Below are 24,222 nucleotides of genomic sequence, written 5' to 3'. Positions count from 1 at the left end.
GATCAGTAGTAGCTGGGCAGCGGTGGAACAGGCCGGCCCGCGCGCACCGCCGCCACCACCGCTTCGGCGTCGGCGCGACGGTATTCCTCCCCGTAGACCGCGCCCGGCCGCCGCGGGGACTCCATGACGGCGCAGTCGGCGATACCGCCGAGATCGATCGCCAGGTAGCCGAGGCTGTCGACGAAGGCGGCCACCGTCTGCTTGGCGTCCGCGTCGTCACCGCAGAGCCATTGCACGACACGGGTTTCCGGCTCCCGGTCGGCCACCTCGGCCTGGAACCGGGCGGTGAGGGTATTGAAGGACTTGGTGTAGCGTGCCCCGGGCATCCGGGCCGCGTTGTACTCGGCCGCGGTCTGCCCGGCCGCGGGACCCGGGCCCGCGCCGAACCGGTTGGTGGTGTCGACGACGATCCTGCCGGACAGGACGCCCGCCTGGTCGAGCGCCTCGTCGATCGCGCTCCAAGGAACGGCCAGCACGGTCAGGTCGGTCTCGGTGACCGCATCGGCGGGGGAACCGGCGATCGCGGCCGGTCCGAGTGCGGTGGCCGTGTCCCGCAACGATTCCGGGTGCCGGGAGAAGCTCAGGATCACCTCGTGCCCGGCTCGCACCGCTTGCCGGGCCACGTTCCCGCCGATGTGGCCCGTGCCGATGATGCCGATTCTCATCTGTCTCTCCTGTCCGATGCCGCACCGCGGGTATCCGATCCGATCGATCGGTACCTGCACAGGCTGATGATCACCGTCCCGGCCGGATGTGATCAAGGACTGTTTCGGGCGGTTTCGATCAGCGTGGCTGATCGAGCCAGGTCCGGCAGGTCTAGCCTGGTCGGATGGCGAGCAGGGACATCGTGGTGACCGTGGGGGAGCAGGACTGGCTGGTGCTCGATCGTGCTGCCGAGTGCGCGGGGATGAGCGTGCCGGACTACGTCCGCTGGGGGGTTCGCCTGCTGGCGTTGCAATCACAGCCGGGTGCGGCGAAGCGTGCGGTCGGTGGCTCGGTGACGGACCGGCCGGCAGCCGATTGCCCCGAGGTGACGGAGTCGGCTGCCTGGATCGACAGCTTCGCGCAGCGCTTGTCCGGTCGCGCCGACCGCTGACCGTCCGGGCCTCCGGGACGGACCGGTGCGCGAGCGCGTTCTCCTCGCCTGCCGGTGCCCGTCCGCTCAGGTCTTCACGCCGGTCAGCAATGTCGCGGCCGGCCGGTCGAGGAAGTCGGCCCAGTAACCGCTGTCGTCGCGCCCGGTTCGGGGGGCGGGTTCGAGCTCGAGCGGGTGGACCGTGAAATCGTCGAAACCCGCCTCCGCGTACGCCGACTGGTACGCGACGATGGGCAGGTAGTAGTTTTCGATCTCCAGTTCCGAGTCGCTCAGTTCGATGGTCCACAGGATCGGAGCACCTTCGTAGACCTGGTCCGCCAGGGTTATCCGGAAGCCGTACTTTCGATAGTCCGGGCACGGGCTGAAGGAATACAGATCGGGATTCGTGATCACGGTGACGAAGCGGCCGCCGGGACGAAGCCGGCATGCCACGCCCCGGCACATGCGCGTCAGCTCCGCACGATCACGGGCGTACACCAGCAGCCAGGCCGATACCGCCAGGTCGAAATCCTGCTGTGGCTCGCTCGTGCGGGCATCGGCGACCTGGTATTCGATGCCGAGCGGATCGGCTGCTTCTTGCGCGCGAGCCAGCTCGATCATTCGTTCGGAGATGTCGATGCCGAGCACCTTCGCCGCACCCTTCCGCCGCAGCTGGCGGGTGAAATATCCTTCGCCGCAGGCGATATCGATGACCTTCTGGCGACTCGGGTCACCGAGCAGGCGGAACATGGAATAGGTCTCGATCCGCGATCGCCAAGGCTGCTGTTTGGCCAGCTTGTATTGTTCGGCGACGCGATCGCTGTCGTAGTCGGTGACCATCTCGCTCCCGTCGGTGGAGTCGATCGTCTGCGACAGAGTCTATCGGTTACTGGTTGCTCAGAGATAGCTGTGACGTGGTCGGGTGCCCGGCCGCCGGTGCGCGACCGTGCGTATCCCAGTGTCCCATCAGTCGTGAACCGTGCGCTGGTAGCGGGTTTCTAGGCCGTCGAGCAGGGCGGTCAGGCCGGTGTCGAATGCTCGGCGGTCGATGCGTTGCTGGCGGTCGGCGAGCAGGTGCGCTTCGGTGAGGTGCGGATAGTCGGCGGCGTAGACCGCGGCGTCGGCGGGGAAGCCGGCGGCGAACGAGCCGAGGGCCGAGCCGATGACGAAGAAGCGCATGAGGGCGCCGACGGTGGTGGCTTCCCGGCGTGACCAGCCGGCGGCGACCAGGCCGCCGAACACGGCATCGGCGATGCGCAGGGCGTTGGGCCGCAGGCCCGGACCGACCGCGAGCGCGGGCGCGACGGCCGGATGGGCGGCGACCGCCGCGCGATAGGAGCGAGCCCAGGCCTCGATCGCGGTGCGCCAATCCCGATCGTCGGGACCCAAACCGGCGAACATGCTGGTGTCCACCGCCTCGAGGACCTTGTCCAGCACCGCGTCGCGCAACTCCTCCATCGTCCCGACGTGGTTGTACAGGGAGGGGCCCTGCACGCCGAGTGCGGCAGCGAGACGGCGGGTGGACAGCGCGTCGAGTCCGTCGCGGTCGACCAGATCGAGTGCGGCGTCGATGATGCGTTCGCGGCTCAACAGCGGCTTGTGGGGGCGGGGCACAGCTGGCGATCCTACCGAAAAACTAGCGCTGCAAGTGCGACGGTTGCTAGCCTGGCTCCGGTACAAACTTGCATAGCTAGTTTTGGAGATGGGATGGATCTGGCACTCTCCGCCGAGCACCTCGCGGTCCGGCAACTGGCCGCCGACTTCGTCGATCGGGACGTCGCGCCGCACACCACGGCGTGGGACCGTGCCGAATCGGTGGACACCGGCATCGTGCGCCGGCTCGGTGATCTCGGCTTCCTGGGGCTGACCATCCCCGAGGAGTACGGCGGCAGCGGCGGCGACCATCTGGCGTACTGCCTGGTGCTGGAGGAACTCGGCCGCGGGGATTCCGCTGTGCGCGGCATCGTCTCGGTATCGCTGGGCCTGGTCGCGAAGTCGATCGCCACCTACGGCACCGAGGACCAGAAGCGGCAGTGGCTGCCGGGACTGACCGCGGGCACCGCCCTGGCGTGCTTCGCGCTCACCGAACCCGGCACCGGCTCCGACGCCGGCAACCTGGTCACGAAAGCCGTTCGGGACGGCGATGATTGGGTGATCAGCGGCACGAAGGTGTTCATCACCAACGGCACGTGGGCCGACGTGGCCCTGGTCTTCGCGCGCACCGGCGGCCCCGGTCCGCGCGGGATCAGCGCGTTCCTGGTACCCACGGAGCTGATCGGGCGCACCGAGATCCACGGCAAGCTCGGGCTGCGCGGCCAGGCCACCGCGGAACTGGTCTTCGACCGGGTGCGGGTGCCCGACAGTTGCCGCCTCGGAGCGGAGGGCACGGGCTTCGCGATCGCGATGGCGGCGCTGGCCAAGGGCCGGATGTCGGTGGCCGCGGGCTGTGTCGGCATCGGCCGCGCCGCCCTGGAAGCCGCCGTCGGCTACGCCACGCAACGGACCCAGTTCGGCAAGCAGATCGCCGCGCATCAGCTGGTGCAGCAACTGATCTCGCAGATCGTGGTCGACGTGGACGCCGCTCGGTTGCTCACCTGGCGGGTCGCCGATCTCATCGACCGCGGCCAGCCCTTCGCCACCGAATCGTCGATGGCGAAGCTGTTCGCCAGCGAGGCCGCCTTCCGCGCCGCCGACAACGCGGTACAGGTCTTCGGCGGGTACGGCTATATCGACGATTACCCGGTCGGCAAGCTGCTGCGCGACGCGCGGGTGATGACCCTGTACGAGGGCACCAGCCAGATTCAGCAGCTGATCATCGGCCGGGCGCTGACCGGCGTGAGCGCGTTCTGATGCGGGCGGTCCATTTCGCTCGCGCCCGGCGCACCCCGGTCGGCCGGTTGCACGGGGCCCTGGCCGGCGTCCGGCCCGACGACCTGGCCGCGACCGTCATCGCGGACCTCGTGACCGGGTTGGACCCGCAGGTCGTGGACGACGTGTACTGGGGTGCGGCCAATCAGTCCGGCGAGGACAACCGCAACGTGGCCCGGATGGCGGCCCTGCTGGCCGGACTGCCCGAGTCCGTTCCCGGCGCGACCGTGAACCGGCTCTGCGCCTCGGGGCTCGAAGCGGTGACCGTGGCCGCGCGGACGGTCGCGTCGGGCGAAGCCGACGTGGTGATCGCGGGTGGCTCGGAATCCATGACGCGGGCACCGCACGTGCTGCCGCGTGGCACCGGGGACCGCCGGGAACTGCACGACACCCGGCTGGGCTGGCGTCTGGTCAACCCGAGGATGCGGGAGCTGCACGCCGTGCTGGCGATGGGGGAGACAGCCGAGGAGGTCGCCACCCGTTACGCCGTCGCCCGCGAGCGCCAGGACGAGTTCGCGCTGCGCAGCCATCGCAATGCCGCGCGTGCCTGGGACGAGGGCCGATTCGACGACGAGATCATCGCGCTGCCCGAGGCGGCCCGCGACGAATCGGTGCGGCCGGATACCTCGCTGGACCGGCTCGCCGGGCTGAAACCGGTGTTCCGGGCGGGCGGCACCGTGACCGCCGGTAACTCCTCGCCCATGAACGACGGTGCGGCCGGTCTGCTGCTGGTCAGCGAAACCGCCTTGAACGACCTGGGTTTGGTGTCGCTGGGCCGATACGTCGGTGGTGCGTCGGCCGGCGTGCATCCCGACGTGATGGGCGTCGGGCCGGTGCCCGCTACTCGGAAACTGTTGCAGCGCAACAGTATCGGCATAGACGACATCGACACCGTGGAATTGAACGAGGCTTTCGCCGCGCAGGCGCTGGCCTGTGTGGACCGGCTCGGTATCGACCCCGAACGGGTCAACCCCGACGGCGGCGCCATCGCCATCGGCCACCCGCTCGGCGCCTCCGGGGCCCGTATCCTCACCACCCTGCTGCACCGGATGCGCCGTACCGGCGCCCGGCGCGGCCTGGCCACCATGTGCGTCGGCGTCGGGCAAGGCGCCGCGGTACTCATCGAAGGAGTAGGGAAATGACGAGATTCGAGGGCCGGATCGCGGTCGTGACCGGGGCGGCGCAGGGCATCGGCGCCGCCACCGCGCGCCGCCTCGCCGCCGAGGGCGCCCAGGTCGTGTGCCTGGACCGCAACGGCGCCGAGGCCACCGCGGCCGAGGTCGGCGGCACGTCGGTGGTCTGCGACATCACCGACCAGGAGGCGGTGGACGCCTTCTTCGCCGGACTGGACCGGGTGGACGTGCTGGTGAACAACGCCGGCATCACCCGCGACAACCTGCTGTTCAAGATGTCGAAGTCCGACTGGGATTCGGTCATCGACGTCAACCTCACCGGAGCCTTCCACTGCATCCAGGCCGCGCAGCGGATCATGGTGCCCCGCCGGTACGGCAAGATCGTCAGCCTGTCGAGCCGCAGTGCGCTCGGTGCCCGCGGCCAGGCCAACTATTCGGCGGCGAAGGCCGGCATCCAGGCGTTGACCGCGACCGTGGCAATCGAGTTGGGGCCCTACAACATCAACGTCAACGCCGTAGCCCCCGGCTATATCGCGACCGCGATGACCGCGGCGACCGCCGCGCGGGTCGGCGCCGACGTCGCCGAGCACCAGCGCCTCGCCGCCGAACGTACCCCGCTGGGCCGAGTCGGGCAGCCCGAGGAAGTGGCCTCCGTGGTCGCGTTCCTGGCCAGCGAGGACGCCTCCTACGTCAGCGGGCAGACCCTCTACATCAACGGTGGCGCGCGATGAGCAACGCCACGCTGTCGCTGGCGAGCGTGCTCGCCGAACAGGCGCGCCGCCGGCCGGACAAGGTCGGTCTCGTCCAGGGCGAGCGGCGCCTGACCTTCGGGCAGTTGTGGGACACCGCGCGCGAGCAGGCCGGTGCGCTGATCGCGCGGGGTATCGGGCCCGGTGACCGGGTCGCGTTGATGTGCCCGAACACCGCGGAATTCCCGCTCGCCTACTACGCGATCCTCGCCGCCGGTGCGACGGTGGTGCCGGTGCACCTGCTGCTCACCGCGCCCGAGGTCGAATATGTGTTGCGCGACAGCGATGTTCGGCTGCTCATCTGCCACGAGCTGTTCGCCGCGACCGGGTCGGCGGCCGCGGCGGCGGCCGGTGTGCCGACGGTGGCGCCGGACGCGCTCACCGGCGAACCGATCACACACTTCACGAGCCGGCGGCCGGACGATGTCGCGGTGGTGTTCTACACCAGCGGCACCACCGGCAAGCCCAAGGGCGCCGAACTCAGCCACCTCAACCTGGTGCTGAGCGCCACGGTGAACGCGTTCGACGCCAACGAGATCCGCCCGGACGGTGTCCTGCTGGCGGCGCTGCCGCTGTTCCACATCTTCGGTCAGACGGTGTCGCTGAACTCGTCCTGGCGGGTCGGCGCCACAGTGGTGCTGCAGCCGCGCTTCGACGCGGCCGCCGCCATCGACCTGATGGTGGAGCACGGTGTGGACGCGTTCCACGGCGTGCCGACCATGTACATCGGGTTGCTGTCGGCCGCGGCCGAAGCGAAAGCCCTTCCGGCGCTGCATCATTGCATCTCCGGCGGGGCGGCCCTGCCGGTCGCGGTGCTCGAGGAGTTCGAGCGGGTGTTCGCGACGACGATCCTCGAGGGGTACGGCCTGTCGGAGACCTCGCCGACCGCCGCGGTGAACCAGCCGCATTTCGGCGCCCGGGCCGGCACGGTCGGGCACCCGATCTGGGGTGTGGACGTGGAGATCGCCGATCCCGAAGCGCAGCAGGAGATCTCACTGCTGCCGACCGGGGCCGTCGGGGAGATCGTGGTGCGCGGGCACAACGTATTCAACGGCTACACCGGCAATCCGGAGGCGACGGCCGCCGCCGTCGTCGACGGCTGGTTCCGCACCGGCGACCTCGGCACCAAGGACGCCCGCGGATACGTCACGATCGTGGACCGCACCAAGGACCTCATCCTGCGCGGCGGGTTCAACGTGTACCCGACCGAGGTGGAGGCCGCACTACAGCGGCACCCGAGGATCGCCCAGGTCGCGGTGATCGGCGTGCCGCACGAGACGCACGGCGAGGAAGTCTGCGCCGTCGTGATCCCCGCCGGGGAGCTGACCGCCGCGGAGGTCATCGAGTTCGGGCGGGAGCATCTGGCCAAGCACAAGTATCCGCGGCGCGTCGAATTCGTCACCGAGTTACCGCTGGGACCGTCGTTCAAGGTGCTGAAACGCGAACTGCGGCAGCGATTCACCTGATCGAGTTCACCGGGCCGGGTCGGCGAAGGCGCCCTCGGTGATCACGGTGCCCGTCGGCAGCGGGCGGGTCACCGACCAGGTCGGGGTGTAGTGACACGTCGACATCCGCCAGAGTCCGTCCTCGATCCGATACTCGTCGTCGTACTCGCCGGTCGAGAGTGTTTCGGTCTGCTCGACGAGGTTGATCTGGCGGAACCGCAACGTCCATCGGCCGGTCGCGGTGTACTCACCGGTCAGGGTGATCTCGGGGTGCATCCCATGGTGCATATCGAGAATCTGGTGCCGGCCGTCCACCGTGTGCAGCGCGATCCGGGTGAAGATCGCCACCATCGGCTCGACATCGTCGAACGCCCCGAGCGGCCCGTAGTCGATGCGGGCGCCGGAGCGGACGAAGCAGTCGCGGAACGCCGCCGGATCCTTGGCGTCGCACGCACGCCAATAGCGGTACTTCAGTTGTTCGATCGCCCGGATCTGCTCGAGGGCATCGATACGTTGTGCGAGGTCCACGGTGTCACTCCTGGGGTGCGGGGTAGGTCAGTCGATGACGGCGTCGGAGAACGCCGGTGGGTCGCCGAGGAACGGTCGGTGGGACGGGGGACGGCGACCACCGGTGTCGGTCACCCCGAACTCCGCGGCGAGCTCCGCGCCGATGAGCACCCGGCCGCTGCGTTGCATGAGCTTCGGGTCGCGGGCGAGCGCATCGATGACGCGCCCGACGAATTCCGGTGATTCGGCGGTCGCGGCCAGGCCGTCGTATGCGGCCGGGTCGGCGGCGAACGCGGCGCGAGTGCGTTCGGTCTCGAGCAGGCCCATCCACAGCGATACGACCGCGACATTCGACGACCGGAAGTCCACTGCCATGTCATGGGCCATCTTGTCCACCGCCGCCTTTCCCATACCGTAGGCCGGACCGTGCATATAGCAGGTCCCACCGAACGACGAGGTGTTCACCACCAGTCCGCCGCCGCCCGAGATCAGCAGCGGCGCCGCGTAATACGTCGAGACATAGCTCGACCGCATTCCGACGTCCAGCAGGCTCAGCAGCGACAGCGGCTTCGCCCAGAACGGTCCCTTGTCGGTCAGCCCGTCCGGCAGGGCCAACGCATTGTTGACCAGGATGTCCAACCGGCCGTGGTCGGCGCTCACCCGGTCGAACAGTCCCCGCACCTGTTCGTCGTCACCATGATCCAGCACCACCGGGACACCGTTGCCGCCGCGGCGGGTGATCTCCTCCGCTGTGGCGTACACCGTGCCGGGCAGCGGCGCGTCCCCTTCGTGGCGCGTCCGCCCGGTGACGTACACCGTCGCCCCGGTCTCGCCCAGCGCCGTGGCGATGCCTTTCCCGGCGCCCCGACTGGCACCGGTCACGACGACGACCCGATCAGAACCCAGGCCCATCCACTACTCCGTCCCGCTCCGGGATCACTCCGCGCGGTGACCCGCATCGCACAGCGAACTCGCCCACGGGCGGCCGTGGAAGGGAATCGCCCACTGAACGGGAACAGTTCTGTGGCCCGGTGGATTACCGCGATCCGACGGGTGCCCCGGCCTGCGGGTCTGGAGTCGGTCCGGCCACTGCGGATCCGGTTCGACGATGTGTGGCCCGGTATCGGCTGGGGGAGACGCCGTGGTGGCGCCGAAAGGCCTTGGAGAGGGCGAATTCCGATGTGTAGCCGACGGTTTCGGTGATGATGGCGATGGTGTCGTCGGTTTCTCGGAGTCTGCGCGCGGTGATTTCCATGCGCCATCGCGTGAGGTAGGCCAGAGGTGGTTCACCGACCAGGCGGGTGAAGCGCCGATACAGCGTCGCGCGGGATACGCCGGTCTCCTTCGCGAGTAGCGCTACGGTCCATGCTCGTTCGGGACAGCGGTGCATCAGGCTCACCGCCGCCGATACCGGTGCGTCGTCGAGTGCGCGCAGCCAGGTGCTACCGCCCACCGGCACACCGTGCCCGGTGGCCCAGTGCCGGAGGATGTGAACGAACAACACGTCGACCAAGCGATCGGCGACGGTCGCGGTACCCGGTTGCGGGCCGCACAGTTCGGTGGTGAGCATCCGGAGCACTGCGGCGACGTCGGGGCCCTGTGCCGCAATGTCTTTCAGCCACAGTAGCGGCGGGAGTCGCACCATCGGATGGGTCGAGTGTGCATCGAACCGGAATCCGCCGCATAGGATCCGAGCCGCCGGCCCGGAGCCGGGTAGATCCACGACGACAGCCGGCGTTTCACCGAACGCCCGCGCGAGTTCATCGAATTCGACCGTGGGACCACTGGATTCGCCGGCCATGACATGTCCGGCTCCTGCGGGTAACAGCACGAGATCGCCCGCACCGAGCCGCAGCGGCTCGTATCCGGCTCGCCGCAGCCAGCATTCACCTTCGGCGACGTAGTGGAAGGCGGCGATCGGAAGGTCGGGGAAGCTGATTCCCCACGGTCCGCTCGCCCGGACGACCGCGGCGACCGTACCGCCCATCTTCGTCGCGGACAGCACGTCTGCCAGAACGTCCATGCTGCAACGGTACCGGCCGGATGAGACGAACGCACATGAATATGGAACCGGCAGGCATGTTCGTCTCGAGTGATCGGACATACCGTCGAAGCATGCAGAGCGTCACCGTGATTCCCCTGCCCGTTCTGGGCAGGCGGAACGTCAATACCTTCCTGCTGTGCGGTGAGCGCACGGTCCTGGTCGACACCGGCACTCCCGGTAGCGGTCCGAAAATTCTGGCGCGGATCGAAGCGCAGGGCCTGCGGCCCCGCGACCTGGCGGCGATCGTTGTCACGCACGGTCACATCGACCACTTCGGTTCGGCGGCCTTCCTGCACGAGGCCACGAAGGCGCCGATCATCGCGCACGCCGGAGACCTCGAAACCTACGCGCAGGGCCGAGTCACCGGGCCGCTGCCGCCGACCGGTCCGTTCGGGTGGCTGTTCCGCAAGACTCCGTTGCCGCACGCGCACACCCAGCCGTTCGTCCCGCACGTCGTCCTCGACGCCCCTGCGGCGCTGCACGACTACGGAGTCGCCGCCCAGATCCTGCCCACCCCCGGGCACACCCCGGGATCGATCTCGGTGCTGACCGACGCCGGTGCGCTGATCGCCGGAGACCTGATCGCGGGCCGCTTCCTCGGTCTGCTCGCCGCACCGGCCGATCCGCCGTTCCACGACGACCCGGCTCGAAACCTGGCCAGCCTGAACGCCATGCTCGACCGCGACCCGACCACGCTGTACGTGGGTCACGGTGCGGCGCTGGACGCGGCGCGGGTGCGTCGTTGGGCACGTCGAGAACAACACCGACTGGTCACTCGCGGCATCACGAGCCCGGGGTAGGCGGTTCCGGTGGCCGGTCGGCTTGCGGTCGCGGGCGCCTCCGCCGACGCCACCGTTCGGCCCGTGGGCATGATTGCTGGAACGGACGGACGGTGTGCGAATCGGAGGCTGTGCGGCGGGTCGCCGGCCCGCGACCGAGATCCAGACCACCGGCTCGAAACAGAAGATGCGGTACGTCGCGCCGGACTGCACCTTCGGTGAGCCGCTGCTGATGGGATACATTCCGCTCCAGGAGAGTACGGCTTCGCTACCGAACTCGGTAGAAGCGTGGGAACTGGACAAGACGGCCTTCCGTATTCCGGGAGAAGACGCGGAAAAGGCGCTCACCTTCTGGCCGGACGAGCGATTCGAAGTGGCGCTGCGCGCTCGTGCACTCCATGTTTCGCTATCTGGGTGTCGAGCCGTCGTTGTACGACGAAGAACTCTCACCCCCGAACAGCGTGCTGCGGTTCAATCACTATCCGCCGATCGACGACGCCGTGGCCGATTCCGGGCAGACCGGCCGATGTTCTGCGCGCGCCCGTGCCTGGTGACCGACGTCGGCGACAACGCCCGCCTGATCACCGACGGCGTCAACGGCTACGTGGCCACAGGCGACCGCCCCCACGCACTGGCCGCCGCGCTGGAGCGGGCCTGGGCCGGCCGTCACGACTGGAAAACCATGGGGCAGCGCGCCTTCGAGACATACATTGCCGACCGCGACCCGACGCCGGGCAAGACGGTGCTGTCGCTCCTCGAGTCGATCTGCGCCACCACACCCGGGTGCCCGGGGAGCACCGACTGAGCCCCCGCACGCACCTGGGGGAACCGACCGTGATCGGTCGATCGTCCGTGGCTGGGGCGTGCTACCGCGCGGCGGCGGTCAGCCGGGCGGGGTCGTAGTCGTAGTCGTCGTCGAGGTCGAGGGGGGTGATCCAGGCTTGGCCGATCCGGTCGGAGATTTCGGCGGCTTCGATCGCGGTCCGCATCCGGTCGTCGGAGGGGCGCACCGTGGTGAGGTCGAGACCGGCGTCGCGGACGAAGGCGCGTTGATCGGCGCGGGCGAAGTCGCTGTCTGCGGCAATGGTGCGGCTGAAGGCGGTCATGGCGTGTCTCCTCTCACGACGGCGGCCATCCGAGGGGCCGGGAAGGGGCCGGGTGGGCCCGGTCGGTCATCGCCGGCCGGGCCCACCCGTGGACGGAACGAGTCTTAGGTTGTCGGTTCTTCGGGCTCTCGGGCATCGCCGCGACCAGGTGCCGGGCTGCCTCGTGCCGCGAACGGCGGCTGTGCACGCGCCGGAGGGGAGAGATCTCCTGGCGCACGGGTGCCGTTGTGCAGGCGAGCCGGGCGTGCGGTCGCCGGTGATGTCCGAGAACGTTTCCGCGCTGGAACATGTCGTAATCAGGTACGGCATCACCTCCCTCGACTCCATCCGGATCGGGAAACCCGGAACGGTCCGGCGGTTTCCGGGTACCCGGTCAGGCGTTGATCGCCTGACGTTCCTCGTGCCGGGTGATCTCGATCTTGCGGGGCTTGGCCTTCTCCGCGACCGGGATCACCAGACGCAGGACCCCGTTGTGGTAGTCCGCGCGGATCGCGTCGGTGTCGAGGTTCTCACCCAGGAACAACTGGCGGCTGAACACTCCGCGGGTACGTTCCGCGGCGATCATCGACTTCTCGGAGTCCAGCTCCGGGCGTGAGGCGTGAACGGTCACCACGTTGCGTTCGACGTCGAGGTCGATGGATTCCGGGTCGATGCCGGGGAGGTCGAGTTCGGCGAAGAACTCGTCACCCTCGCGCCAGGCGTCCATCGGCATCACCGCGGGGCGGGCCGGTGTACCGAAGACCTGCTGAGTCCAGCGGTCCAGATCCCGGAACGGGTCGGTGCGCATCAGCATGGTCGCCACCTCCAAACACTCCGATCTCTCTACTTCGCTGAGTAAAGTTGAGTCAATCGACTCAACTTTGTTCTATCACTTTAGGTAGGATAGTGCAAGAGGTTCGGCAAGATAATCTGCAAACACTCGACGAAGGAGGGAGCGGTATGGCCTCGAAACCGGACGGTCACCGGCCGACGGCCGGCGGCAGCCACCGGCCGCACCCCGGGCAGGCGGTGTACGGGATCTCGGTGGCCGCTGAGCTGGCCGGGATCGGGACGCACACCCTGCGCCTCTACGAGCAGCACGGGTTGCTGGTCCCGGCCCGAAGCGCCGGCGGCAGCCGTCGCTACAGCGACGACGATCTACGGCGGTTGGCGCGGATCGCGGCCCTGACCGAGCAGGGGATCAACCTTGCCGCGATCGCACGCATCCTCACCCTCGAAGACGACAACACCGCCCTGCGCGACCGCAATGCGGCCCTGGCCGCCGAACGTGACCTGCTGCGCGAGCAGCACACCGAGCAGAAACAGCAGCCCGCGGTCGGAAGCCGCACGCCGAAACTCGGTCTCGGCGACGGCACCGGCGAGGTCCGCCACGTCAAGATCGAACGCGCCGACTGATCGGCCCGCTGGTTCGGCAGTTCGCCCGATATGGTCGCGTAGCGAGCGCGGCGGTGGGAGGATATCGGCAGGTCAGTCTTGATACCGCCAGGGCACCTCGACCCCGCGGCGTACCCCACGCCCGTAGTGAATCGAGTGCGCAATGCAGAGCCCCTCCGCCGACCGCGTCGTCCCGGCTCGACCGTATCCCGCTGTCGAGCCGAGTCTGTCTGTGCAGCGATGCCTGTTCGCGAACACGATCTGGCTGGTAGCCCGAGGTTCAATCGACGCCAGCACCATCGGGTATTGGCAGCAGCACATCCGCGATGCGGCCGAGACGGCATTGTCCGCGGGCCCACTGGTGATCGACATGCGCGGGGTGAGTTTCGTGTCCTGCCGGGGCTTCGAGGCGATCGCCGAGGAGAACGAGCGTTGCCGCGACCGCGGTGTGCGGATCTGTCTGATCGGTTGCGTGCCGCGGGTCCAGCGGATCCTCGATGTGTCGCAGCTCGATCTGGATGTGTACCCGAGCGCGCTGGCCGCCGACGGGGTCGTACCCCAGGCAGTAGGGGCCGACTCCGGGACCGTATGCTCGGGGTGACGGCGACCCGCCGGGTGTGTTCGCTGAGCACGCCCATCCGGCCGACCGGTTCGATCGTGGTGACCATTCGCCGCAGTTCGCTACCTCTGGACCGCGGGGTTTGGGGACCGTCGGCGCAGGGCAACACCTGTCTGGTGATCTCCGACGGACGTAATCTGGATGTGTTCCGCCGCGACAGCAACATCCCGCTCCGCGATGATTCGATCATGCGGCCGTCTGTCGTGGCCGGGTCGATCGGGCGGCGAGGACGCCGACCGCGCTGTCGACATGTAGCAGTCTGTGGCCGGAGCAGGTCACCGGAATTCCGAACCCGACGAAGGAGCGGTCCCGATGTCGGTTGAACCCCGAGGCAGTGAACGCCCGCTGGAAAAAGGGTGCCCCGACGTGCAGCCGAGGACGGGGAGCTTCGAATTCTGGTTCTCCGAGCGGCGGTGGGTGTGGTCGGACGAGGTGTACCGCATGCACGGCTACGAGCCGGGTGCGGTCGAACCCACAACCGAATTGATCCTCGCCCACAAGCATCCCGACGACCGCGGCGAGGTCGCCGAGCTGATCGCCCGCTCGGTCACCGACAGCACACCGTTCTCGAGCCGGCACCGGTTCTTCGACACCGACGGCACCGAGCACTGCGTGATCGTGGTCGCCGACAGCATCCACAACGACGCCGGCACCATCGTCGGCACGGCCGGATACTACGTGGACCTCACCGCCACCCTGGCCGAGACGGCGCAGGACGCGTTGCAGAGCACGCTCGCGGGTGTCGTGGAATCTCGCGCCGTGATCGAGCAGGCCAAAGGCCTGCTGATGCGGAACTACCGGATCGACGCCGACCAGGCGTTCAAGATTCTGGTGTGGCGGTCGCAGGAGACCAACACCAAGCTGCGAGACCTGGCGGCCCAGCTCGTCGAGGACGCCGTGGAGTTACCGGCGCCCGATTCGGGAACGGTCTCCGGGTTCGATCACATCCTGCTGACCGCTCACGAACGGGTCGGCAAGAACAGCTGATCAACGGCCCGCCGTGAGATATGTTGCGGCACTGCGCATTTCGGTATGCGCTGTGCGTGCATCGATTCGGGCTGCGTAGTTGTGTTCGCTCGTCGGTGCGGTCGCCGGCCGAATACACCGTGCCCTCGGCCGGGGGGGAATGGTCCGCAATCCGCTGGATGACGCTCTCAGACCCAATCATCCAGCCACTCCCAATCCCCGTCGTGTTCCCGCAGCCGTTGTAGACCCCGGGTGATCCCGGTCCCGAGACCATGCGCGTCCACGCGAATGGTGTTGTCCGGGTACAGCGCCGGTCCAGACAGCAAGACCGTCCAGTGCGGCCTGCCCGCATCGAAGCGTTCCACGTCGACCCTGAGCAGCATGGCGACACCTGCCGCAGCCAGCCGATCCATCAGCAGTTCCAGATCAGCCGCTTCGCTCCACACGATCGCATCGTATCGGCGGTGTAGCGAGGGCGGCGATTTCGGCGGTACCGATGAATTTCGGGTGGATCCGTAGTCGGTACAGCCGGATACGCAGACAGCGTCGGCCCGTGCTGGACCGGTTCAGCGCGGAGGAAACGTAGGAGGCAGTGATGAGTGGTGGCCACGCCGAACAGGAGCGCACGACCCGGACGGGTGAGCGGCGGCCGCAGGTGACCGGTCCCAGGGTGTTGGTGGCCGGGGCGAGCATCGCGGGACCGGCGCTGGCCTACTGGCTGCGTCGGCGGGGTGCCGAGGTGACCGTGGTGGAGCGGGCTCCCGAGCTGCGGCCGGGTGGGCAGGCGGTGGACGCGCGCGGGGTGGCCAAGGAGGTCATCGAGCGCATGGGGCTGGACACGGCGGTGCGCGCGGCCTGCACCGATACCGCCGGCGCGTACACGGTGGACGCGAACGGGAAAGTGCTGGAGACCTTTTCCGCCGATGACGACGGTGGCGACGGGTTCATCGCGGATATCGAGATCCTGCGCGGGGATTTGTCCCGGGTGCTCTATGACAACACCCGCGACAGTGTCGCGTATGTCTTCGGTGACCGGATCGCCGAACTCGCCCAGGACGCGGACGGGGTCGACGTGTCCTTCGCGGGCGGCGACCGGCGGCGCTTCGACCTGGTGGTCGGTGCGGACGGGCTGCATTCGCCACTGCGAGCGATGGTGTTCGGGCCGCACGAGCGGTTCGTCCGCCACCTCGGGCACGTGCTGGCCTTCTACAGCGTGCCGAACGAGTTCGGGCTGGACCGCTGGCTGCTCGAGTATCAGGAGTCCGGGCGCTCCGCCCTGCTGCGCCCCATCCAGGACGCGACCCGAGCGATGGCGATGTTCTACTTCACCTCGGCCGACTTCGATGTCGACTACCGCGACATCGTGGCCCAGAAACGCCTGCTGCGTGCGCGGATGGCCGGTTGCGGTTGGTTGACCTCGGATATCCTCGCGCACCTGCACGACACCCCCGACTTCTACCTCGACCAGGTCGCCCAGGTAGTGATGGACCGTTGGTCGAGCGGACGGGTAGGGCTGCTCGGGGACGCGGCGTTCTGCTCGTCGCCGATGTCCGGGCAGGGCACCGGGCTGGCCCTGGTCGGTGCCTATCTGCTGGCGGGGGAACTGGCCGCCGCCGACTGGAACCCCGAGGCCGGGTTCGACCGCTACGAGGCGCGGATGCGGTCGTACGTCGAGGCCAACCAGGAGATCGGCCGGTTGAACGCACGCAGCCGCGACATCCCCGGGCCGGACGCCGAGCCGAGCCCCGATTTCGCCGGCGAATGGTTCACCGAACTGCTCGAGCGTGCGATCAACGGTGTCGAACTACCCGACTACGCAGGGGTTCCGAACTCGTAGCCGTCGGATGCTCGTTCGTATGCTGGCGACGTGAGCGATATGGCGTATTTCCTTGCGGGCGCTGAGCAGGGGTTCCCACTCGATGCGGACGATGTGGTGGATTCCCTGATCCGGCAAGGGGTTCTCTTGCCGGTCGACTGGTCCGGTGAGGAGCGGACCGGACAGATAGCGCAGTTCGTGGCGGGCCGGGTCGCGGCCTTCGGGAAGGGCCGCGCGGTTGTCGCTGCCGTCGAGTCCGCAGCCACGCAAGCGGCCGAGGCTGACCTCGAGCGTGGTGAACACGTGCCGGCGGTCCTGCGTGCGGTCGACGAAGCCCTGGCGAGTGCGGGATTGGCGCTCGGCGCACTGCGGTCCGGCGACGACACGTATCGGGTGGGCGTCATGCGTCGCACCGCGGCCTCGAGTTCGGCATGGGGTCTGGACCGGCCTTCGTCCGAATCGCTCTACATCATCGACTGTCCGTGCGGTGGCACGAACGTGTGGCAGCTCCCCGAGACGGAAGCGAAACCTGCTGAGGGCGAATGCGACTCGTGTGGTCGAGACTTGTTCGATCCCGCCGGCACCCCGATCGTGCCCATGGTCGTGGAGCCGGTCCGCTGAGGAGGTTCACGAGCCGGCTGGTTTACGGCACAGGTTGGAAGCTCGGCCCTCTCCTTATGTCGGTTTCACCGGCAGGCTGACGGGGCCGCGATGGCGGAAACCGGAACGCCACGCGATCTCGGGTTCGCACCCGGTCACGCGCAGGCCGGGCCAGCGGGTATAGATCGCGACCAGGATCTCCGCCAGCATCGGGCGGACCAGGCCGGTGCTGACGCAGGCGTGGCTTCCGTGGCCGAAGCTCAAGTGCGGGTTGGGATTTCTGGACAGGTCCAGCTCGTCCGGGCGACGGAAAACCGCCTCGTCGTGATTGGCGGAAGCCAGACACAACAGCACGGTCTGGCCGGCCGAGATCCGCTGACCGCCGATGTCGAGATCCTCGGTCGCGAATCGCGGGCCTGCCAGCACCTGTGGTGACACATAGCGCAGCAGTTCGTCGCCGGCGGTGGCCCGGTCCGGTTCCGACCGCAGGAAGTCGAGCTGGTCGGGTCGGCTCGAAAGCGCGAGCACCGCACCGGAGATCGCGTCGGCCAGCACCTCGTACCAGACGAACAACAGGTAGAACAGCAGTCCGACGGTTTCCCCGGAATTCAGTGCGCTCGAACCGGTCAGCCTGCCGAGCGTCGATTCGGGGCCTACCCGGCGCCCGACGGCGAGCGTCGCGGCGAGGATCTCCTGCATGGCCGCCAGGGTGTCGCGGGCGCGCGGGGCCGCATGCGGGCGCAATGTCGAATTCGCCCAGCCGAGCAGCCGATCACGCAGGTCGGCCGGCAGCCCGAGCAACTGCGCGAGCACGGCCGCCGGCAGCGGCACCGCTACCTGTTCGACGAGGTCGAGTTCGGCGGTGGGATCGAGCCGCCGCAGCAACTGGTCGACGAGGTCGGGTATCCGGCCGGACCACTCGCCGACACCGCGCAACTCGGTGATCACCGGTCGCCGCAACCGGGCGAGGTCACCTGGCTCGCTGGTCTGGAAGACGCCCAGCGGCGCCGGAACGGCGAACCCTCGGTAGTCGGGCCCGTCCGCGTACCGGAGATTGGTCGACAGCCGGTCGTCGAGCAGGCCGCCGCGTACGCCGTCGTACCGGGTCACCAGCCATGCGGGCGGGCCGTCCGGAGTAATGATCCGATGCACGCCGCCGTCGTCACGCAGGGCCCGCAACACGGGCCACGGGTCGCGTGCGAAGTCGTCGTCGAAAACGGTCGCCATATCGCAATTATGACAATGTGGCAGGTGAGTATGCCTGGTGCAGAAGGAGATCGGGCCGGACTCGGAGGAGCTGACCGTGTCGAATCGACCCGGTGAGTCGTTGCTCCCGCTCACCGAGGGCCCGTCTGCGTTGGTCGTATTAGGTTGAGGCGGAACGGTTTACGCCGAGGTTGCCGATCGCGGCCCGATGGGCAATATGCGGTCCTCGCTATCCGGTCCTCGCGTCGGCCGGTCACTCCGCGATGCCCATGGATCGGGCGAGGAAGGGCCAGGAGGTGTGGAGGTCGTCCTCCCAGTAACCCCAGGAGTGGTGCCGACCGGCCGGTCGTCCACGGTCACCGGGATATCCAGATCGTGGAGACGGTTGATCAGGTTCGTAGTGTACTAGTTGATGGCGGCTTCGATCGGTGCGCCGAAGGCGATCTGGATCGGGAGCGGAATTCTGCCTTCGGCTACGCGGAGTCGTGTCGAGGTGCGGGAATCCCGGTACCGTGCTGATCCACTGCCGTCGTTCGCTGCCTCCCGCGGAACGGCTACCGGCGTCGGATCAGTGCAGAGCTTTGCGGAGTGTGTCCTGCGCCAGCGCGATGGCCGTGGTGGCGGCATGGGTGGGGCGCATCGAGTTGATCATCATGAAGTCGTGGATGATTCCCCCGAATCGCACGTGTGTGACGGGCACGCCGGCTTCGCGGAGCTTGGCCGCGTACGCCTCGCCTTCGTCGCGCAGGACGTCGGCCTCACCGGTGATCACGAGGGCGGGCGGCAAGCCGCGCAATTGTTCGATCGACGCGCGCAGCGGTGAAGCGTAGATCTCCGCGCGCTGGGCGTCGTTCTCGGTGTATTGGTCCCAGAACCATTTCATGCCTTCGCGGGTGAGGAAGTAGTGCTCGGCGAACTGGTGGTAGGAGGCGGTGTCGAAGTCGGCGTTGGTCACCGGGTAGAGCAGTACCTGCTGGTCGACGCGGATGTCGCCGCGGTCCTTGGCCATCAGGGTGAACACGATGCTCATGTTGCCGCCCACCGAGTCCCCGGCGACGGCGAAACGTGAAGTATCGAGCCCCTTCTCGGCGCCGTGGGCGAAGACCCATTGCGCGGCAGCGTAATTCTGTTCGATCGCGGTCGGGTATTTGGCCTCCGGCGACAATGTGTACTCGGGGAATACCGCGGCGGCGCCGGCGCCCACGGCGAGTTCTCGTACCAGGCGGTCGTGGGTGTGCGCGTTTCCGAATACCCATCCGGCGCCGTGGATGTAGAACAGTACGGGCAGGGGGCCGGTCGTGCCCGCCGGTTTGACGATGCGCACACGCACGCTGCCGGTCGGTCCGCCCTCGACGGTGACCCATTCCTCATCGATCGCCGGCATCTCGATATCGCCGGATTGGACCTCGTCGACCGCTTTGCGGCCTTCCTCCGGTGGGAGCTGGTACAGGAACGGCGGGGTGTCGGTCGCCTTGCAGAAATCGGCGGCTTCGGGCTCGAGCACGGGCTTGATCTCGGTCATCGCGGTCAACCTTCCGATGCGGGTGGCGTACGGGGTCGGTTCTGGATCGGGCGCAGGCTCTGCGCCGTTTGTCGAGAAGAGTCCATATGTGCGGTGCCGGAAGTCAGGCTAGTCCTGCAATGTCAACACTGTCAACACAGTATGAATTCCCTTGCACTGGAGTGTTTTCGAAGCCGGTTTGCCCGGGTGCGTGAAGGGATGAACGTCGGTATGGGCACAATCCCGGGTAACCGGCGGGGATCGGCCCTGGCTTGCTGGCGCAGCCAGGGCGGAAATCCTCGCTGAGTATCAAACCCCGCCGCTCGCGGGGGCCTGCGTCGATGGGTGCTCGGTCAACCCGAGCACGGCGCGGGTCGCGGCACGCACTCGATTGTCCAGTTCGCCCGGTTCGCTGGCGTCGAACTTTCCGTGTAGGTACAGGAAGGCCAGGCCGTGCACCATCGACCACAGCGCCGTAGCGAGCGCTTCCTCGTCCGCTTCCGGGAATGCCTGGCGCACAATCGTTCGCACGTACTCGTGAATAGCCGTGGTTGCCGCGAGCCGCTCCGGGCTGTTCGGGTCGCACGGTTCGGAGAACATCGCCCGGAAGAGCCCGGGGCGATTCAGCGCGAACCGTATGTAGGCGATCGCGATCGCGGTGAAGTCCTCGGTGGTCTTCGGCGCCGCGCTCGCGGCGACGAGATCGGCTGCGAGGTCGCGGTAACCCACCGCGGCGACGGCGGAGAGCAGGGCGTCACGGTCGGCGAAGTGCCGGTACGGCGCCGCGGCGGACACTCCGGCGCGCCGCGCGGCTGCTCGCAAGGAGAGCTCGGCGGCGCCCTCCTCTTCCAGGAGCTCGACAGCCGCGCGGACCAGCGCGGCGGGGAGGTCACCGTGGTGGTACCGGGCGTTCGACGTTGGCATGCTTCCAATCTATCAATTGTTTATGCCGTAAACATTGCCGGTCGGTCGACTCGCTCGTGCCGAGTGTCCGATGATGTTCGAGGTTCCCGTGGACCCCCACGGCGCTTCGTTTCCGCCGAGAGGCTCACAGCAGAGCCGCGACCTGCTTGGCGGTCACTGTGGCCGAAGCGGGGTTCTGGCCGGTGACGAGAGTGCCGTCGACGACCGCATACGGAACGAACGGCAGTAGCGCCTTCTCGTAGCGGGCACCACGCTTTTTCATCTCGGCCTCGACGTTGTACGGCACGAGCTTGGCCACGCCGGCGAGCACTTCCTCCCGCCAGGCGAACCCGGTGACCTGACGGTCGGCGACAAGGTAGGAACCGTCGGACAGCTTGGTGTTCAACAGGCCACAGTAGCCATGGCAGACCGTGGCCACGATGCCGCCGCGTTCGAAGATCTCCCGCGAGATCTGTTGCAGCCCGGCGCTGTCGGGGAAGTCGTACATGACGCCGTGGCCGCCGGTGAAGTAGATCGCGTCGTAGTCCGCCGACTCGATCCGATCGGGGTCGGCGGTGTTCTCCAGCAGCGCCATGCGCGCCGGGTCGGCATGCCATTGCTTCGCGGATCTGTCGTAGTTGGGGAACTTCAACGATCGCGGCTCGAGGGGCGAAGGCCCGCCTCGGGGACTGACCAAGGATTGTTCGAACCCGTGGTCCTCGAACACCTTCCAGGCATGAGTGAGCTCGGACAACCAGAGTCCGGTGGGATGCGAGGCATCGCCGTAGTGGCCGACGTTCGTCACAACGTGCAAGATCCGCTTGGTCATCTCCGAAAGTCCTCAGGTGTGGTCGGTTTACAGGTTCGTGTGTGGTGACTCGTCCGTCGCACGCGGAGGTCAGTGTGTGCCGAGGCGTCGCAGGGCCCGCAGCGCCAAGGTGAGGATGCGGGACCAGCGTTCGTAGCTCACACCGCGCGGCGGTGCGAAGCCTTGGAGGCGTTGGTGGGCGACGGTTTGGACCTCCGTGTACTCGAGGAGCCCGTCGGCGCCGTGCCTGCGGCCGAGGCCGGAGTCGCCCATGCCGCCCATCGGGGCGTCGATGCTGCCCCACGCGGCGGCGAAGGCGTCGTTGACATTGACCGTTCCGGCGTGCAACCGGGCAGCGACCGACCGGCCGCGGGCGCCGTTACGGGACCAGACACTGGCATTGAGCCCGTACGGAGTGGCGTTGGCCATCGCGATCGCCTCCTCGACGTCGCGGTACGGGTAGATCGACACCACCGGCCCGAAGGTCTCGTGCGCGAACAACGTCATCTCGGGCGTGACATCGGTGAGGATCGTCGGCTCGTGGAACAGCGGTCCCAGGTCGGGACGTGCGTGACCGCCGGCCAGGACGGTCGCGCCCTTGGCGACGGCATCGGCGATGTGCGCGGTCACCGTCTCGAGCTGTGCGGAGTTGGTCAGCGATCCGACGTCGACCGAGAAGTCGTAGGCAGCACCCAGACGCAGCTTTCGCGTGCGCTCGACGAAGGCCGCGACGAACTCGTCACGGATCTCCTCGGCGACGTAGAGCCGCTCGATGGACACACACAGCTGGCCCGCCGAGGGGAAGCATGCCGCGACGGCACCGGCGGCGGCCTTGTCGATGTCGGCGTCTTCGAGCACGACCATGGCGTTCTTCCCGCCGAGCTCGAGGGAGGCCCCGATCAGTCGCTCACCGGCGCCGGCGGCGATCCGGCGGCCGCTGGCGGTGGACCCGGTGAACATCATGTAGTCGGCACCGGCCATGAGAGCGTCGCCGATCGAGCTGCCGCGGCCGATCACCATCTGCCACAGGTCTTTCGGCAGTCCGGCCTCGCGCATCAGCTCCAGCGCCCACAGGGCGGTCAAAGCGGTTTGGGTGTCCGGTTTCTGCACCACGGCGTTGCCGGCCATCAGCGCGGGGATCGCGTCGCCGGCTGCCATGCTCAGGGGGTAGTTCCACGGTGAGATGACCGTGACGACCCCCTTCGGGTGGCGCAGTTCGGTGGTGTGTGTCAGCACCGGGATCGCGCCCCGGCGGCGCTTGGGCGCGAGCAGCGCGGCGGCGGTGCGTGCGTAATAGCGTGCGGTGATCGCGATGTCGGTGATTTCGAGGAAGGCGTCGCGGCGCGTTTTGCCGTTCTCGGCCTGCATCAGGTCGAGTCCTTCGTCCTGGCGTTCGAGCACGAGGTCGTGGAAGCGCAACAGGATTCGCCGGCGCTCCTCGAGCGAGACCAGGGCCCACCGGGCCTGAGCCCGGCGCGCGCGGGCGAAGACGTCCTCGACGTCGGCCGGTGTCGAGACGGGAAGGTCGGCGAGGGGTTCGCCGGTGTACGGCGCGCAGGTGGTCGTGTAGTTCGCGGTCGGAGCCGCGGCCAGCTGCGCGGTCAGGCGGCTGACCCGTGGCCGTGTCAGGGTGGCGGGCAGGCTCAGGGCGTGAGCGGTGGCGGCGGTGTGATCGATGGTCATGAGCGGGCTCCCGGACAGGTGATCGGTTGCTGGAACAGGTTTCGCCGATGTCGGTGAACCGACGTCGGCACCGGCATGTGCAGGGCGTTCTGCCCCTCGGTCATGACGTCGAGCTGGATGGTCCGGATCGGCCGCAGCGAGCGAATATCGTCGGAAACCCGTCCGCTTCCGAGCCGCAGGTCGATGCTGCGCGGCAGCTGCTCGGTGCCGGCCGAGAGGATGTTGGTCTGGCTGAAGGTCGAGTGCCACACGCCGTTGATCGTGGTGTACGAGCTCAGGCTCGCGACCTGATCGCCCGAGGCGTGCACCTCCTGGCGCGGAGTGCGGGCAGAGAACGCTACGTCGGTGCCGCCGGTGCTGTTGGCAACGTGCGCGGTGGCGCGCTCGTTGTCGATGTGCACATCGAGGTCTGTGACCCACTTCGGGAATCCGTAACCGTCATGGCCGCGTACCTGGGCGATGTCGCTGCTGACCGGGAGCGACAGGACATAGGAGTGGAGGTGGTTGTTCTTCAGATCGGTGAGCAAGTCGACGAATCCGCCCCGCCCGTGCCGTGCGGGCTGGACGGCGATGCCGACCGCGGCCTCGGTATAGAAGTCGATATCGCAGATGTCGTAGCGGAAGAACATGACCGAGACGATGCCGAGCCCGGGCGCGAACGGGAGCGGAGTCAGCTCCTCCGGGAGGCGGGAGCGGATCGCGCGGTACGGTGCGAGCATCGTCAGCCGTGCGGTCGAGATGCGGTAGTAGAAGTTCGGTGTGAAGGTCGGCCCGATCGGTGAGTCGACCTTCGTCTTCGGCAGCTGCCGAAAGAAGTCGACACTGCTGACTCGCGGGTCGCGGGCGATCTCGTCCAGGTCGGGGTTCATTCGGTAGCGGTCGTACAACCCGCCTTCGGGAACGTCGACCGAGCGACCTCCCAGATCGACGGTGACCGTGTGCTGTTCGGTGGACGGCATGGCGCGCCTTCCGCTATGTTTACGTCGCTTACATCGGGGAGCGTAAGCGCATATGTAATCGGTGTCAACAATCGGCGCTGT

At 68.0% G+C, this 24,222-nt stretch carries 27 protein-coding genes; 12 read left to right on the top strand and 15 right to left on the bottom strand.

Annotated features, from left to right (window positions below):
• Positions 1-2 precede the first annotated feature (2 nt).
• Complete coding sequence (locus EBN03_RS17885) at positions 3-665, bottom strand: NADPH-dependent F420 reductase (RefSeq protein WP_147471624.1); 663 nt, start codon at positions 663-665, stop codon at positions 3-5.
• A 164-nt stretch (positions 666-829) separates the two neighbouring features.
• On the opposite strand from EBN03_RS17885, the gene EBN03_RS17880 reads away from it, so the two are divergent.
• Entirely contained in the window at positions 830-1,096 is a 267-nt protein-coding gene (locus tag EBN03_RS17880) for a hypothetical protein (RefSeq protein WP_122189197.1), read from the top strand.
• A gap of 66 nt (positions 1,097-1,162) precedes the next feature.
• On the opposite strand, the gene EBN03_RS17875 is transcribed toward EBN03_RS17880, so the two are convergent.
• On the bottom strand, positions 1,163-1,915 hold the full coding sequence (locus EBN03_RS17875) for a class I SAM-dependent methyltransferase (protein WP_122189196.1): 753 nt from the start codon (positions 1,913-1,915) through the stop codon (positions 1,163-1,165).
• 126 nt (positions 1,916-2,041) lie between these two features.
• Positions 2,042-2,689 (bottom strand): TetR/AcrR family transcriptional regulator, encoded by a 648-nt coding sequence (locus tag EBN03_RS17870; protein ID WP_122189195.1) that lies wholly within the window; start codon positions 2,687-2,689, stop codon positions 2,042-2,044.
• Positions 2,690-2,782: 93 nt separating this feature from the next.
• Between EBN03_RS17870 and EBN03_RS17865 the strand changes: the two genes are divergently transcribed.
• The 4 genes from EBN03_RS17865 to EBN03_RS17850 are packed head-to-tail and all read left to right on the top strand — an operon-like array spanning position 2,783 to position 7,291.
• A complete protein-coding gene (locus EBN03_RS17865; protein WP_122189194.1) occupies positions 2,783-3,925 on the top strand; it encodes an acyl-CoA dehydrogenase family protein in 1,143 nt (380 codons plus the stop codon).
• Entirely contained in the window at positions 3,925-5,085 is a 1,161-nt protein-coding gene (locus tag EBN03_RS17860; RefSeq protein WP_122189193.1) for a thiolase family protein, read from the top strand. The genes EBN03_RS17865 and EBN03_RS17860 overlap by 1 nt, the downstream gene beginning before the upstream one ends.
• The gene (locus EBN03_RS17855; protein ID WP_122189192.1) at positions 5,082-5,807 is read left to right on the top strand and encodes an SDR family oxidoreductase; all 726 of its coding nucleotides are present in this window, start codon (positions 5,082-5,084) and stop codon (positions 5,805-5,807) included. Before EBN03_RS17860 ends, EBN03_RS17855 begins: the two co-directional genes overlap by 4 nt.
• Positions 5,804-7,291 (top strand): long-chain-fatty-acid--CoA ligase, encoded by a 1,488-nt coding sequence (locus tag EBN03_RS17850; RefSeq protein ID WP_122189191.1) that lies wholly within the window; start codon positions 5,804-5,806, stop codon positions 7,289-7,291. Before EBN03_RS17855 ends, EBN03_RS17850 begins: the two co-directional genes overlap by 4 nt.
• 6 nt (positions 7,292-7,297) lie before the next feature.
• On the opposite strand, the gene EBN03_RS17845 is transcribed toward EBN03_RS17850, so the two are convergent.
• The 3 genes from EBN03_RS17845 to EBN03_RS17835 form a co-directional block, all read right to left on the bottom strand.
• Positions 7,298-7,798 (bottom strand): nuclear transport factor 2 family protein, encoded by a 501-nt coding sequence (locus EBN03_RS17845; RefSeq protein WP_122189190.1) that lies wholly within the window; start codon positions 7,796-7,798, stop codon positions 7,298-7,300.
• 27 nt (positions 7,799-7,825) lie between these two features.
• Positions 7,826-8,689, bottom strand: a complete 864-nt coding sequence (locus tag EBN03_RS17840; protein ID WP_122189189.1) for an SDR family NAD(P)-dependent oxidoreductase — start codon at positions 8,687-8,689, stop codon at positions 7,826-7,828.
• 124 nt (positions 8,690-8,813) lie between these two features.
• Positions 8,814-9,800, bottom strand: a complete 987-nt coding sequence (locus EBN03_RS17835) for an AraC family transcriptional regulator (protein WP_158675667.1) — start codon at positions 9,798-9,800, stop codon at positions 8,814-8,816.
• A 92-nt stretch (positions 9,801-9,892) separates the two neighbouring features.
• Here EBN03_RS17835 and EBN03_RS17830 point away from each other — a divergent pair, with 92 nt between their 5' ends.
• Together EBN03_RS17830 and EBN03_RS33775 are read left to right on the top strand one after the other, a co-directional pair.
• A complete protein-coding gene (locus EBN03_RS17830; protein ID WP_122189187.1) occupies positions 9,893-10,621 on the top strand; it encodes an MBL fold metallo-hydrolase in 729 nt (242 codons plus the stop codon).
• Positions 10,622-10,787: 166 nt separating this feature from the next.
• Positions 10,788-11,405 (top strand): glycosyltransferase, encoded by a 618-nt coding sequence (locus EBN03_RS33775; RefSeq protein ID WP_147471623.1) that lies wholly within the window; start codon positions 10,788-10,790, stop codon positions 11,403-11,405.
• A 61-nt stretch (positions 11,406-11,466) separates the two neighbouring features.
• On the opposite strand, the gene EBN03_RS17820 is transcribed toward EBN03_RS33775, so the two are convergent.
• Together EBN03_RS17820 and EBN03_RS17810 are read right to left on the bottom strand one after the other, a co-directional pair.
• Positions 11,467-11,706: a hypothetical protein gene (locus EBN03_RS17820; protein ID WP_122189185.1), complete on the bottom strand. Its 240-nt coding sequence runs from the start codon at positions 11,704-11,706 to the stop codon at positions 11,467-11,469.
• Between the two features lie 373 nt (positions 11,707-12,079).
• On the bottom strand, positions 12,080-12,499 hold the full coding sequence (locus EBN03_RS17810; RefSeq protein WP_122189424.1) for an Hsp20/alpha crystallin family protein: 420 nt from the start codon (positions 12,497-12,499) through the stop codon (positions 12,080-12,082).
• 146 nt (positions 12,500-12,645) lie between these two features.
• Between EBN03_RS17810 and EBN03_RS17805 the strand changes: the two genes are divergently transcribed.
• The 3 genes from EBN03_RS17805 to EBN03_RS17795 all read left to right on the top strand — a co-directional run bounded on the left by EBN03_RS17805 (position 12,646) and on the right by EBN03_RS17795 (position 14,686).
• Positions 12,646-13,101: a MerR family transcriptional regulator gene (locus EBN03_RS17805; protein WP_122189184.1), complete on the top strand. Its 456-nt coding sequence runs from the start codon at positions 12,646-12,648 to the stop codon at positions 13,099-13,101.
• Between the two features lie 142 nt (positions 13,102-13,243).
• Complete coding sequence (locus EBN03_RS17800; RefSeq protein ID WP_122189183.1) at positions 13,244-13,681, top strand: STAS domain-containing protein; 438 nt, start codon at positions 13,244-13,246, stop codon at positions 13,679-13,681.
• A gap of 384 nt (positions 13,682-14,065) precedes the next feature.
• Positions 14,066-14,686: a PAS and ANTAR domain-containing protein gene (locus EBN03_RS17795; RefSeq protein WP_233608449.1), complete on the top strand. Its 621-nt coding sequence runs from the start codon at positions 14,066-14,068 to the stop codon at positions 14,684-14,686.
• Positions 14,687-14,853: 167 nt separating this feature from the next.
• Here the strand turns inward: EBN03_RS17795 and EBN03_RS17790 are convergent, their stop codons facing one another.
• The gene (locus EBN03_RS17790) at positions 14,854-15,111 is read right to left on the bottom strand and encodes a hypothetical protein (protein ID WP_122189181.1); all 258 of its coding nucleotides are present in this window, start codon (positions 15,109-15,111) and stop codon (positions 14,854-14,856) included.
• A 149-nt stretch (positions 15,112-15,260) separates the two neighbouring features.
• Here EBN03_RS17790 and EBN03_RS17785 point away from each other — a divergent pair, with 149 nt between their 5' ends.
• A complete protein-coding gene (locus EBN03_RS17785) occupies positions 15,261-16,502 on the top strand; it encodes an FAD-dependent monooxygenase (protein WP_233608448.1) in 1,242 nt (413 codons plus the stop codon).
• A gap of 39 nt (positions 16,503-16,541) precedes the next feature.
• Positions 16,542-17,102 (top strand): DUF6630 family protein, encoded by a 561-nt coding sequence (locus EBN03_RS17780; RefSeq protein WP_122189180.1) that lies wholly within the window; start codon positions 16,542-16,544, stop codon positions 17,100-17,102.
• 54 nt (positions 17,103-17,156) lie between these two features.
• Here the strand turns inward: EBN03_RS17780 and EBN03_RS17775 are convergent, their stop codons facing one another.
• The 6 genes from EBN03_RS17775 to EBN03_RS17745 all read right to left on the bottom strand — a co-directional run bounded on the left by EBN03_RS17775 (position 17,157) and on the right by EBN03_RS17745 (position 24,141).
• Positions 17,157-18,308, bottom strand: coding sequence for a cytochrome P450 (locus tag EBN03_RS17775; RefSeq protein ID WP_122189179.1), 1,152 nt, complete (start codon positions 18,306-18,308; stop codon positions 17,157-17,159).
• Positions 18,309-18,855: 547 nt separating this feature from the next.
• Positions 18,856-19,809, bottom strand: a complete 954-nt coding sequence (locus EBN03_RS17765) for an alpha/beta hydrolase (RefSeq protein WP_122189178.1) — start codon at positions 19,807-19,809, stop codon at positions 18,856-18,858.
• Between the two features lie 288 nt (positions 19,810-20,097).
• Positions 20,098-20,712 (bottom strand): TetR/AcrR family transcriptional regulator, encoded by a 615-nt coding sequence (locus tag EBN03_RS17760; protein ID WP_122189177.1) that lies wholly within the window; start codon positions 20,710-20,712, stop codon positions 20,098-20,100.
• 124 nt (positions 20,713-20,836) lie between these two features.
• Entirely contained in the window at positions 20,837-21,520 is a 684-nt protein-coding gene (locus EBN03_RS17755; protein WP_122189176.1) for a type 1 glutamine amidotransferase domain-containing protein, read from the bottom strand.
• Between the two features lie 69 nt (positions 21,521-21,589).
• Positions 21,590-23,182, bottom strand: a complete 1,593-nt coding sequence (locus EBN03_RS17750; RefSeq protein WP_122189175.1) for a succinic semialdehyde dehydrogenase — start codon at positions 23,180-23,182, stop codon at positions 21,590-21,592.
• The gene (locus EBN03_RS17745) at positions 23,179-24,141 is read right to left on the bottom strand and encodes an acetoacetate decarboxylase family protein (protein ID WP_122189174.1); all 963 of its coding nucleotides are present in this window, start codon (positions 24,139-24,141) and stop codon (positions 23,179-23,181) included. The genes EBN03_RS17750 and EBN03_RS17745 overlap by 4 nt, the downstream gene beginning before the upstream one ends.
• Between the last annotated feature and the right edge of the window lie 81 nt (positions 24,142-24,222).

The sequence above is a fragment of the Nocardia stercoris genome, assembly GCF_003696265.1.
In the GTDB taxonomy this organism is placed as follows: Bacteria; Actinomycetota; Actinomycetes; order Mycobacteriales; family Mycobacteriaceae; genus Nocardia; species Nocardia stercoris.
Note: the sequence above shows the minus strand (reverse complement) of the source record. Positions and strands in the feature narration are given on the sequence as shown.